Consider the following 11,964-nt stretch of genomic DNA (forward strand, 5'->3'; position numbering starts at 1 on the left):
GATCATGCGACCGCTTTGAGGAGGCTTTCGATGACCTGGGCGATGTTGTGGACGGATTCGAAGGTGGATTTTTTGAGGACTTCATCGGGGAATTCGATGTCGAATTCTTCCTCGAGCGCGAGCATGACATCGACCGAGGCGTGCGAGGTCAGGCCGAGCTCGTAGAGGTCGGCCTGTGCGTCGACCTGGTGGGGATCGATCGCCATCCGACCATGGGTAGCCAACACGTCACGGATTTGGTCCTGCATTATCTGTTCCTCTCATTGCTGTGGTGGTTCAACCTGATTAGTTAGTGCCGGGCCCGGTGGCCGGGACGTAGTTGCCGGTCGCTTTGAGCCGCTTACGCGCCGCGCGGCGATACCCCAGGAAGTCCGACATGAACGTCGGACTGCCATAGAGCCAGTCCAACGGTTCGCGCATGTCGTCGGCGTAGCCGATCGAATAGGAGCCGCGCTGATAGCCCATCAGCCGCAGCAGCCCCTCGGGCAGGGTGCGGGCGATCTCGGGCGGGCAGGCCAGGTATTGGTTTTCCTCTTGGCGCAGCCAGCCCAGCGAGTAGCCCACGTTCATCCCGATCCGGCTGCTGGTGGTGGTGTTGGCGCCGCCGCCGTGAAAGATCGACCCGGTGTAGAGCAGGACCGACCCCTTGGTCATCACCGCCGGCACGCTCAGCGCGGGATCCACCTCATCGGGGTCGTCCTCCCAGCGGTGCGAGCCCACCACCATCCGGGTGGCGCCCATCGCTTCGGTGAAGTCGGTCACCGCCCACATGGTGGCCACTTCGGCTTCAAAACCCCGCGGGAACGGGTAGCGGTCAAACGACCACTGATCCCGATGAATCATCTGCGCCGGCTCACCGGGCCCGATGGTCACCAGCTGGGTCAGATCAATCTGAAAGGTACTGGCGTGATCACCCAACACCAGATCCAGGGTGTCGATGATCCTGGGGTGGGTGATCAGGGAACGCGACGTCGGCGACCGGGCGATCAGCGCGCCGGTCCGCCGGGTGCTTTCCCCCAAAAAGTCGGTGTTACCGCCGCTGGTGGCGATCAGGTGCTGGTCGAGCTCGGCCCGGATCTGATCCATCACCTGGGCCGATGCCAGGTCGGCGATGACCACACACCCGTCCTCGTTGAGCACCTGCGCAATGTCGGCCGGCGACGAATCCGGACCGACTGTCCGTACGGCTATTGGCATAACGCGATACTATACGGCATGATATGAGGACATTCCAATGACTAACAGTCGGTTAAAGGCCGGCTTTCATGACCAAGTAGTGAAGGGGCGACTACAGATGCTTCCGTTTCGATTCGGCGTGCTCGCGGCGGTCGCGCCAACCATGTCGGCGTGGCGGGACCAGGCCCGCGCAGCCGAGGCTCTCGGCTACTCAACCCTGTACGTTTCTGACCACCTCGACGCCCAGTTCGGGCCTCTCGTAGCTACTACTGTGGCCGCCGAAGCGACCTCCACCCTCCACGTGGGGTCCGCGGTGTTGAACAACGACCTCCGCAATCCTGTGGTCTTGGCCAAGGAGATCGCCACGCTCGGCTTGGCGGCCGAAGGGCGGGTCGAGGTGGGTCTCGGAGCGGGTTGGCTCCGGAGCGATTACGAGGAAGCGGGGATCGAGCTCGACGCACCGGCTGTCCGGGTGGACCGGCTGGCCGAGAGCCTCGCTCTCATGAAGACGCTGTGGAGTGAAGGGAAGGCGACAGTCGCAGGGACGCACTACACGGTGCGTGATGCCCAATGTGATCCTCGCCCGGCTTCGCCACCTCGAGTCATCGTCGGGGGCGGAAGTAGGCGGATACTCACGGTCGCTGCCGAACACGCGGACACCGTGGGCGTGAACACCAGCCTGGCTTCGGGCCAGAAAGGTGGCGACCTGGCGAGCCAAGCCACCTTCGATCATTTCGATCGCTGCCTGGCATGGGTGCGCGAGGGGGCCGGTGCCCGCTTCAATTCGATCGAGCTCCAGATAATGGCCGTTGCCGTGAGAATCGTCGCCAGCAGCCGCGCTGCCGCGCGCACCGCAACCATGCTCGGCCTTCCGGGTGAGGACGCCCTCGAGCTTCCGATCGTCCTGATCGGCACGGAGGATGAGTTGTGCGAACGGCTTCTGGAGCGCCGCGAGAGGTGGGGCTTCACCAACATCGTGGTGCCGGGCGAGGCGATGGAGTCTTTCGCGCCTGTCGTCGCCCGGCTCGCGGGCTCCTAGCTCGGAGTCTGGGGGAAGGCATGACGAACCACGACGTGCTCGGTGCGGTGCTGGAGCACGCGCATCGAGCCCCGGATCGGCCCGCCGTCAAGGATCTGGATCGCGCATTGACCCGGGCCGAGTTGCGCGCCGCAGCTGGCCGCGTGGCCGCCGGCTTGGTTCAGAAAGGCGTCGAGCCCGGGGATCGGGTTGCTCTGCTGATCGGCAATTCGGTGGACTTCGTGGTGGCGGCACTGGGCTGCCTGTGGGCGGGGGCCACGTTCGTCCCGCTGGCGGTCACCGATCCAGATATCCGCCGTGCGCAGATCGTGGCTGACTGCCGGCCCGCACAGGTGATCACCGCAGGCTCGGACCACACGGCGCCATCGGGACTTCCCGCCGGCACGGCGTGGACCTCCCTTTCGGCGTTGACCGTCGCAGATGGGCCAACGCCACCACCCGTAACGGGCCCCATCGCGTACATCATCTACACGTCGGGGACGACGGGTGTCCCCAAGGGGGTGCAGGTCCCCTCGGCGGCCTTTTTCACCGCGGTCGAAGCATGCGCCGACGCCGTCGGACTTACCGCGGTCGACCGGGCGCTATGCGTTTCGCCCGTGCACTTTGACGGGTCCTTCTCTGCGATGTTTCCGCGGCTCGTGCGCGGCGTCCCGCTCGTCATCCCTGACCGGGAAGCCCTGCTGTTTCCTCGCAGGTTCTTCTCGATCGTCACCAACGAGGGGATCACGACGACCAGCTTTTCGCCCAGCTATCTCCGGTTACTCCGATCCAGCGGCCGTATGGCGCAGTTGGCTGACACCCCGCTGAGAGTGATGGCGCTGGGCGGCGAAGCGCCGTCCACCGCCGATATCAGGGCGGTGTGGGCCGCCAATCCTGAAGTGCGGGTGGTGAACCGGTACGGCCCGACCGAGACCACCATCGCCGTCGCCCATCTGGAGCTCACGCCCGAGTTGCTCGACGCGGGCCAGGTACCCATTGGTCAGCCCCATCCTGGGAGCTCGTTCCACCTGGTCGATGAGCACGGAAGCATTGCGGACCGTCCGGGCGTCATCGGCGAGCTGTACATCGGCGGACCGCAGCTCATGGCTGGGTATCTGAACGACCCGGCCCGGAGTGCAGCTGTGCTGCGGACGGACGTCATCGACGGAAGCACCCTCTACCGCACCGGTGACCTCGTCTTCCGCGACGACCGCGGTAACTACGTATACGTGGGGCGGTCGGACCGCGTCATCAAGCGACACGGTGTGAGGATGTCGCTGGTCGAGGTGACCGAGGCGCTCGGCGGTATCGACGGGGTCGCATCCGCGGCGTGCACGACCTTCGACCTGGCGGGTGACCTGGGGGTCGTCGCATTCGTGGTGCCCGACCGCGAACTCACCCCCCTCGCCGTTCGCCAGGCCGCCGGCCAACGGCTCCCGGCGACGATGCTGCCCGATCACTTCGTCCTGGTGGCCGACTTGCCCTTGACGTCGTCCAGCAAGGTCGACGAGCGACGCCTGCTGACGGACGCTGGCTTGTCTCCGCCAAGCAAGGCGCCTGAGCCGTCAGTGTCGTCGCAACTCAGTCATATGGAGATCGACTCGCTTGTGAAAGGAACCACACGGTGACAACAACAACTGACGTGACGACGGACGGACATTACGAGCAGTTGGTCCGGCGCCAGCGTGCCGACTTGCAAGATGCTTACCTGAAGGGGGTGCGCCGGCTGCGATGGGACGCAGGGCGTCTCGCCGCAGAACGGGAACGGCGTCTTCGGGAGTTGCTGGTGCACGCCGCCGATCGTTCGCCGTTCTGGCGGGAACGACTGGCCGGCATCGATCTGGCGAATTTCACTGAGTCCGACCTGCCCTCTCTGCCGGTCCTGACCAGAGCCGAGATGATGGCGGAGTTCGACCGGTTGGTCACGGTCCCCGGGTTGACACTTGCCCGGATCCAACAACACCTCGATCTGCCGGACGGCGGCCGCGGGTACCTGGACGGCGAGTATCAGGCCATCATCACGTCTGGATACATAGGGACCCAGGCAGTCCACGTCTACGGTTGGGACGAGTTCGTCACCTTCGTGATGCAGGGCTCGCGCTGGACCGGGCGACGCGGCGAAGACCCGGAGGCGGTGCTGGCGCAAGCCTTCGCCACCAGCACCCGGCATGAGTCGGGGATTTTTCATGACTTCAGCACCTTCGAAAGCGGAGGGCCGCAATCGCACTGCTCCGGCGGCACGCAACCCCTGGACGAGATTGTCGACGGCCTCAACAACGCGAGTCCCCCGGTGCAGGCTCTCCAAGCGTGGCCGAGCCTCATGCGGGAGCTGGCGTTGGAGTCGATCGCAGGACGACTCACCATCAAACCGACCTGGGTCAGCGTCGCGGGCGAGGTCTGCACCCCGCCCGTACGGGAAGCGATTCGGTCCGCTTGGGGGATCGAGACTTCGGAGTTCTGGGGCTGCTCAGAGGGGACCTATGCATTTCCTTGCGGTGTTGGAGAGGGTATGCACGTCGCCGACGACCTGGTCATTCTCGAGCCGGCGGATGCCGACGGCAACGTCGTCCCCTTTGGGCAACCTGCGGAACGACTGCTGTACACCAACCTGTTCAACAAGACGCAGCCGCTGATTCGCTACGACCTTGTCGACGCGGTGACGATGTCCGACCAGCCGTGTCCATGCGGGTGCGCGCATCGCCGCATCACAGCGGTGCACGGTCGGATCGACGGAACGTTCCAGTACGACAACGGTTCCGCGGTGCCCCGGGCGGCTCTCGAGCAGACCGTCCTCGCTACCACCGGAGTGGCCAACTTCTTCGTCGGCAAGACGCAACGCGGTGTGGACGTGTCCGTGGTGACCGACGGCTCAAGCGACCTCCAGCGGCTGCGGACGGAGCTGACCGACGTGCTCCGCCGGCATGGCGGCCCGGATTCGGATGTCGTTGTGCAGGAGGTCGATTCGATCGACCGACTGTGGTCGGGCAAGTCGAAGCAGTTCGACGCCAGGTGATCTAGCCGGTCGTGGCCTTGGCCAAGGCCTGGTCGATGTCGTCGATGATGTCGTCGATGTGCTCGATCCCGATGGACAGCCGGATCGTCTCCGGTCGGATACCGGCCTTCACCAACTCCTCGTCGGACAGCTGGCGGTGGGTGGTGGAGGCCGGATGGATGGCCAGGGTCTTGGCGTCCCCCAGGTTGAGCAGCCGCTTGATGAGCAGGAGCGCATCGAAGAACGCCAGTCCTGCGTCGTAGCCGCCTTCGACTCCGAAGGTGATGATCGACGGCACCCGGCCGTGCAGGTAGCGGTCGACCAGGTGGTGGTAGGGGTGTTCGGGGAAACCGGCGAAGCTCACCCAGGCCACCCGGGGGTCGGCGGCCAGGTAGTCGGCCACGGCCCGGGCGTTGGCCTCGTGGCGCTCGAGCCGCAGAGCCATCGTCTCGAGGCCTTGCAGAAGCATGAACGCGTTGAAGGGTGACAGGGTGGCGCCGCTGTTGCGCAGCTGAGTGGACCGGGCCCGCACGGTAAACGGCCGCTCGGGGAAGTCGCGGGCGAAGACGACGCCGTGGAAGGCGGGCTCGGGCTGGTTGAACATCGGGAAGCGGTCGGGATGATCGGCCCACGGGAACCGGCCGCCGTCCACGATGGCCCCACCGAGGGTGGTGCCGTGGCCGCCGACGAACTTGGTCAATGAGTGGACGACCACATCGGCCCCGTGCTCGAAGGGCTTCAGCATCAGCGGCGTGGCCACCGTGTTGTCCACGATGAGCGGCACGCCGGCCGCATGGGCCACGTCGGACACCGCCTCGAGGTCCACGATGTTGCCAGCCGGGTTGCCGATGGTCTCGCAGAAGACGGCGCGGGTGTTCTCGTCGATCAGGGGCGCGATCGACTCGGCCCGGTCGTCCACTGCGAAGCGGGCCTCGATGCCCAGGGTGGGCAGCACGTGAGCGAAGTAGGTGAAGGTGGCCCCGTAGAGCTGGGGGGCCACCACGATGTTCGAGCCGGCGCTGGCCACCGTCAGGATGGCGTAGCTGACGGCGGCCATACCCGAAGCCACCACCAGGGCCGCCGTCCCGCCTTCGAGGGCGCATATGCGCTGCTCGAGGACGTCTAAGGTCGGGTTGTTCAGCCGGTTGTAGTGGAATCCGGGCGTCTCCAGGTCGAGCACGGCGCCGGCATGTTCGGCGTTGATGAAGTCGTGCGCCACGGTCTGATAGATGGGCACGGCCACGGCCCGCGTCCCATCGGATGTGTAGCCACCGTGGATGGCGATGGTCTCGTCGTGCATGGCCTCAGGCGCTCCTCTTCGAGATGGTGTCGAACAGGTTGGCGTACAGACGCTGGGCCGCGCCCCGCCACGGCCAGGGGGCGCGGTGACACACCTCGTCGAACGGGAAGGCGGCCACCAGGGCCGGGTCCCGCTCACCGCTCAGTATCCGTCGGTGCAGCCGTCGGAGCCTATCCCAGTCCGGGCCGGTCACGCAGTCGAGCGGGAGGCGGGGTAATTCCTCCTGCTCGTGGCCGGCGTAGCGCCGCACGTCCCGTGCGTACTCGCGCACAAGGCTGGAGGGGTCGTATTCGGGATGGGCCTGGACCAATACGGCCTCGGCCTGGCCCACCGTTTTCGTGACCACGCTCCACCCCACCTCTTCCGACTGCAGGGCGACCGAGTAGCCAGCGCGCACCACGGTCTCCTTGGGCACCGCGTTGAGCCGCGAGTGGGGCAGGACGACGGAACCGTACAACCCGGTGACCAGAGGGTGGGTCCGGTCGGCGTACTGGGGGAAGACACCCGTGCACTTGGCCGGCAGAGTGGTTCGCTCGACGCCGTCGAAGACGGCAAGGGCGGCGTGAGCCGACAGACAGGACAGCACCATGGCTTGGACGTTCTCGCTCGACCACTTCAGCAGGCCGTGCAGATCGGACCAGTAGGCCTCGTCCTCGATGCGGGACTCGATCGGGTTGGAGCCGGTCAGCACCAGCAGATCCGGGGGATTCGAGAAGATGTCGTCGAGGGGGTGGTACTCGTCGGCGATCCGCGTCTGGATCCGCTCGCCCCGGGGGACTCCGGCCATGGCGTAGCGGGTAATTGCAACCGTCTCATTGCCGGACCCGGCAGCCAACAGGCCGACGAACTGGCGCTCGGTGGCGCAAAAGGCGGAGTCGGGCATGTTGTTGACCAGGGCGCACGTCCACCGCGCCGATCCGTCGTGCTTCGCCGCCCCCGCATCGAGCGCTCCGGCCAGTCGAATGCCCATCGCTCAATGCCTCACATTGCTGTAGGTCACGGTGACCTCCTGGTGGAGAAGGCGGTAGGCCGCCTGCAACTGCTCTTCGTCCTCGGTCGAGCCGACCACGGCCACGATGTGGTTGCCCGAGCCGTCCCGCCAGTCGAGGGTGGCGCCCGGGCCTTGGTGGAGGCTGACCGTGTCCACCTCGGCGTGGTCGCTGAAGTCGTTGATGCCGTCGATGGCCGTCACCGTGGCGGAGACGGTCGGCGGCTGGAGGAAGAACCGGTAGCCGATACGGTCGGTGGCCACCGGCCCGTCGACGAAGACCGGCTCCCCCAGGGCCACCTGCAGAGTGAGGTCGAGCAGGTTGACTCCGGCGGCCCGCTCCAGCATCTCGGGCACACCGCCGCCCACCCGTCCGTTGACCTCGATGATGCGGGGCCCGTCGGGCGTGAACTTGACCTCGGTGTGCAGGCACCCGGTCTGCACCCCGAGGGCGCGGATGGCCTGGGTGGCCAGATCCAGGACCGCCGAGCGGCTGTCGGCGTCGAGGGCGGCGGGGATGAAAAACCCTGTCTCGCGGAAGTTTTCGGCAGTCGGGAAGCGTCCGGTCAGGGCCAGGTGGCTGATGACGCCGTCAGCGATCAGGCTTTCGACCGAAACGTAGCCGGCGTACGGGTCGCCGTCACGGGCGGGATCGTCGGGCAGGTAACCCTCGAGGATCATGCTGGGGCGGTTCGGGCCGAGGGCGACGAGCAGATTGTCGAGCTCAGCGCGGTCGCGGGCCAGGAAGGTGTAGCGGCTGCCCTGCGCCGAGCGGGGTTTGAGGACGGCGGGCCACCCTACCTCGGCCACCGCGCCCGAGAGCTCGTGTGGGGACTGGTAGGGACGGACGAGGTGGCAGGGCGGCATGTCGAGGCCCGCGTCGGCCAGGGCCTGTCGCTGGCGGGCCTTGTCGGTGAGGGCGGCGGCGGTTGCCGGGCTGTGGAAGGGCAGGCCCAAATCCTCAGCCACACAAGCAAGTTCGACCATGCCCGCGTCAAGGTAGGTGGTCATGCCGTCCGGCTCCCAGTCGGCCAGGGTCTTGAACGTCTGCTCGACGTTCATGCCTCTGCGGTCGACAACGGGGCCGAACCGGTTGAGGAGATCGGCCATCTCGCTCATCCCCGGCACGGCCGTGTCGATCATCCACAGCAGGTCGCAGACGCCGGCGGCGGCTTCGGCCAGCTGCATCACCGGAACGCAGCGCGGCCCGTAAGCCACCGCCACCAATGGCCGGGTCCGTTCAGTCGTGGAATCCGTCATGGGCTCAGCCGATCACTGCTTCGACGCACGCCTGGGCGTCGAAGACGGCCCGAAGGCGGCTCCGGGGCGAGGGCAGGTAGTGGGTGAAGTAGCGGACCCCTTCGGTCAGGACGCCCAGCACGGAGAGGTTTGGCTGGAGCCGGCCCTCGGTGTCGTAAGGGTGGAAGTCCTCGTTGATGGCCACGCTGCCCACGGCCGTGTCACCGTAGCTGAGCTGGGTCAGCCTCCCGTTGGCGTAGAGGCGGTTGAGCAGGGGCGAGCCCGACCGGGCCAGCGAGGGCATGTCGAGATAGCCGCGGACCACCCCGTCGGCTGTCACGGTTGTCGCCTCGTCGAGGGCTGTGGAGCTCAGCCGGATGCCATCGGGGCAGGCCGCCAGCTCCGGATTCGGTCCGAGCGGAATGCGCACCACTCCGGCTTCGAGAAGTCCCAGCAGCTGCTGGGAGCGCATCGGCGGCACGCCCGCCTCCAGCCGGTTGATCCGGCCCCGGACGTTGGACTGGAACTCGATGTAGGAGTCAAGGGACAGACCACCGAACTCGATGACCGAACGCAGCTGGTCTCGGAGGATGCGCAGCACCTCCTGCGCCGCCTTGACCGGGCTTCCCCCGGGTCGCAGGGCCTCGGTGAGGTCGTCCTCGATCATGTCGTAGACCTGGCCCTGGTAGTCGGCGGCCGACGTGTACTGCCGGTCTGCTCCGGCGAACAGGTGACTGGCCGGGTCGAAGCGCCCGTGCCGCGGCTCGAGACTGTCGACGGCCTTCTCGTAGTGGCCGTTGACCCAGCCCTGGCGCAGGACGGTACGGACCTCGGTCGACGCAACGTCGCCGCCGGCAAGTAGAGCGCTCTGGATGTAGTAGCGCGCCTGCATCTCGGCGAAGATGAGCGGGAGAAGCTCGGCACGGAAGTCCACGTGCCGCCGCATCGGCGATCCGCCCGGATGGGTCAGCGCCGCGAACTCCTCGGGGGTGCACACCACCGGCTCGTACTGGCCGTAGGGGTCGACGCCGGTGGCCGACTTGGCGCAGTACGGCGCACCCGAGCGCGAGTAGAGGGTGATGGTCGGCTCTTGGCCTGAAGGGACGTACCGCAAGCGGCCGACCCGGTCGCTCCGGTCCTGGAAGGTCCCGCCGCGTCCGATGGTGAGGGCGGTGAGGACGTCGTAGCCGACCAGGCCCATGCCGGCCACGGCCAGCGAGGATCCGGCCGGAACGCTTTGGTCGAGGGATTCGATGGGGTAGGCCTGCAGGTAGCGCACGCCCCCGTCGGCCCCGCGCTCGTGGTTCCAGGTGTGCCCCGAGGTCAGCACGACGTGGTCGACGGTGAGGGTGGTCCCGTTGTCGAGCAGCAAGGCTTCGCGCCCCTGAAGGGCCGGCGAGATGTCGACGGCGGCAGCGTAGTGGCGGACGATCTCGAGGTTAGGCGGCGCGTAGTCGACCAGCGTTTCGTAGAACCAGGCGAGGTATTCGCCCATCAATCGTCGGGGCAGGTAGTCGGTGGGCCGAATGCGCTCACCCCCGGCACCGATGCGGCACTCGTAACCCACCCAGCGGTAGCCGCAGACCATTGCCCATTGGTGCAGGCCTACGGCGTACGGCGGGGGGTTGTCGTCGTCGGGGGCGGCGTAGAGGGAGAGCTGACCGCAGGCGTTGTTGAGCACCAAGAAGTCGGGCTGCTCGGCGGAGTAGACCCCGCCTCCGAGCTGAGCAGGCTCGATGATGTGCACCCGCGCCGGCGTCGCTACCTGCCGAGCCCGGTTCACCGCGCGCTCCAAGACGCACAGCCCCCACGAGCCGAGCCCCACAATGGCCATCTCGATCATCGGACGTGTCCCATCCATACCACCTCAGTAAGCTCGGGTGCGCTGCAAAGCGCTTGAACGCCAAGCACTCTCGCGCCGGGGGCGGCCGACCTGTCGCGACGTCTGCGGTCACCGAACGACATGTGCTCCTCCTTCTAGAAGCAGCCCAGCCCGGGGTTGCTACGCCGACGGTTGATGGGCGAGGGTGCATATACCGAAGATGTACTTGATCCGTAATTTACATACTATTTGACGGTTTTACAACCTTTCGACCAACGTTTGGTCTACTAAAGGGAAGGAAGCATTGCCGACCCCGGAGGATCAGGCCGGGAACAGACCGGCCGGTCTTAACCTCTGACCTTCCGATCCGCGGTCAGTTCCGGCGGTCTGTGTCGCTGGGTGCTCGCTTCGTGCTCAGCGACGAGGGCTCCCCCGGTTTTTGATTTGGGCCCGGGTGGGCGCGACGTCGCCCCGATGTGCCCCACAGCGGTGGCCAGCATCTGCCGATTTTTTACGCTGAGCCGGCAGCGAGTCCGCCAGGGCGCTCGAGGAACTCCGGTCTTGTACTCGCCGATTCACCGCCACCCACACCGAATTCACATCGACGTAAGGTGACGTGATGGCCGCTCACGTCTACTGGACCAATTACAACAGCGGCACGATTGGGCGGGCACACCTCGACGGCTCGGACGTCAGACAGAACTTCATCGCGGGCGCAGCCAGCCCGACCGATGTGGCGGTCGATGGTAAACACATCTACTGGGCCAACCTCCTGACGATTGGGCGAGCGAACCTCGACGGCTCGGGCGTCGATCAGAACTTCATCACCGGCGCGAACTTCCGCCCCCAAGGGTTGGCGGTCGACGGCAAACACATCTACTGGACAAACCTCCCGATTTCCGGACCGCCGTCGGATAGCACGATTGGGCGGGCGAGGCTCGACGGCTCGGGGGTCAATCAGAACTTGATCACCGGACTGAACGTCCCATACGGCGTGGCGGTCGACGGCAAACACATCTACTGGGGCGAACAACCCCACACCACCTCGAATGGCACGATTGGGCGGGCACACCTCGACGGCTCGGACGTCGATAGGAACTTCATCACCGCGGAGGACACCCCGGGTGGGATAGCGGTCCACGGCAAGCACATCTACTGGGGCGACGAAAGGCTGACCAACCCGAATAGCACGATTGGGCGGGCGAGGCTCGACGGCTCGGGGGTCAATCAGAACTTCATCACCGATGCGGGAGCCCCTCACGGAGTGGCTATCCACGGCGAGCACATCTACTGGGCGGCCGCCGGCGCCCTGGTCGCGCGAGCGAACATCGATGGTTCTGGCGTCAACCTGAACTTCATCACCGGCGCGAGCTTTTCATACGGGATGGCGGTCGACGGTAGCGATTGTTGAGAACGTCGCGCGATACCG

The 11,964-nt window shown here is 66.3% G+C and carries 10 protein-coding genes; 4 read left to right on the forward strand and 6 right to left on the reverse strand.

Going from position 1 to position 11,964, the window contains the following annotated elements:
• Positions 1-2: 2 nt before the first annotated feature.
• Positions 3-248, reverse strand: a complete 246-nt coding sequence (locus WAN02_RS15410; RefSeq protein ID WP_422265072.1) for an acyl carrier protein — start codon at positions 246-248, stop codon at positions 3-5.
• A 37-nt stretch (positions 249-285) separates the two neighbouring features.
• On the reverse strand, positions 286-1,197 hold the full coding sequence (locus WAN02_RS15415) for a phytanoyl-CoA dioxygenase family protein (protein WP_422265073.1): 912 nt from the start codon (positions 1,195-1,197) through the stop codon (positions 286-288).
• Between the two features lie 97 nt (positions 1,198-1,294).
• Between WAN02_RS15415 and WAN02_RS15420 the strand changes: the two genes are divergently transcribed.
• The 3 genes from WAN02_RS15420 to WAN02_RS15430 are packed head-to-tail and all read left to right on the forward strand — an operon-like array spanning position 1,295 to position 5,207.
• On the forward strand, positions 1,295-2,215 hold the full coding sequence (locus WAN02_RS15420; protein ID WP_422265102.1) for a TIGR03621 family F420-dependent LLM class oxidoreductase: 921 nt from the start codon (positions 1,295-1,297) through the stop codon (positions 2,213-2,215).
• A gap of 20 nt (positions 2,216-2,235) precedes the next feature.
• Entirely contained in the window at positions 2,236-3,822 is a 1,587-nt protein-coding gene (locus WAN02_RS15425) for an amino acid adenylation domain-containing protein (protein ID WP_422265074.1), read from the forward strand.
• Positions 3,819-5,207 carry a phenylacetate--CoA ligase family protein gene (locus tag WAN02_RS15430; protein WP_422265075.1) on the forward strand — a complete coding sequence of 463 codons (1,389 nt, stop codon included), beginning with the start codon at positions 3,819-3,821 and terminating at the stop codon, positions 5,205-5,207. Before WAN02_RS15425 ends, WAN02_RS15430 begins: the two co-directional genes overlap by 4 nt.
• Before the next feature lies 1 nt (position 5,208).
• Here WAN02_RS15430 and WAN02_RS15435 read toward each other — a convergent pair whose 3' ends face one another.
• Genes WAN02_RS15435 through WAN02_RS15450 form a run of 4 tightly spaced genes read right to left on the reverse strand, consistent with a single transcriptional unit; the run spans position 5,209 to position 10,574 of the window.
• Positions 5,209-6,486: an O-acetylhomoserine aminocarboxypropyltransferase/cysteine synthase family protein gene (locus WAN02_RS15435; protein WP_422265076.1), complete on the reverse strand. Its 1,278-nt coding sequence runs from the start codon at positions 6,484-6,486 to the stop codon at positions 5,209-5,211.
• A 4-nt stretch (positions 6,487-6,490) separates the two neighbouring features.
• Positions 6,491-7,456 carry a homoserine O-acetyltransferase/O-succinyltransferase family protein gene (locus WAN02_RS15440; RefSeq protein WP_422265077.1) on the reverse strand — a complete coding sequence of 322 codons (966 nt, stop codon included), beginning with the start codon at positions 7,454-7,456 and terminating at the stop codon, positions 6,491-6,493.
• A 3-nt stretch (positions 7,457-7,459) separates the two neighbouring features.
• On the reverse strand, positions 7,460-8,734 hold the full coding sequence (locus WAN02_RS15445; RefSeq protein ID WP_422265078.1) for an ATP-grasp domain-containing protein: 1,275 nt from the start codon (positions 8,732-8,734) through the stop codon (positions 7,460-7,462).
• Between the two features lie 4 nt (positions 8,735-8,738).
• The gene (locus tag WAN02_RS15450) at positions 8,739-10,574 is read right to left on the reverse strand and encodes an FAD/NAD(P)-binding protein (RefSeq protein WP_422265079.1); all 1,836 of its coding nucleotides are present in this window, start codon (positions 10,572-10,574) and stop codon (positions 8,739-8,741) included.
• 580 nt (positions 10,575-11,154) lie between these two features.
• On the opposite strand from WAN02_RS15450, the gene WAN02_RS15455 reads away from it, so the two are divergent.
• Positions 11,155-11,946, forward strand: a complete 792-nt coding sequence (locus WAN02_RS15455; RefSeq protein WP_422265080.1) for a hypothetical protein — start codon at positions 11,155-11,157, stop codon at positions 11,944-11,946.
• Positions 11,947-11,964 lie beyond the last annotated feature (18 nt).

Origin of the sequence: Mycobacterium sp., assembly GCF_049281135.1 — a bacterium.
Taxonomy (GTDB): domain Bacteria; phylum Actinomycetota; class Actinomycetes; order Mycobacteriales; family Mycobacteriaceae; genus Mycobacterium.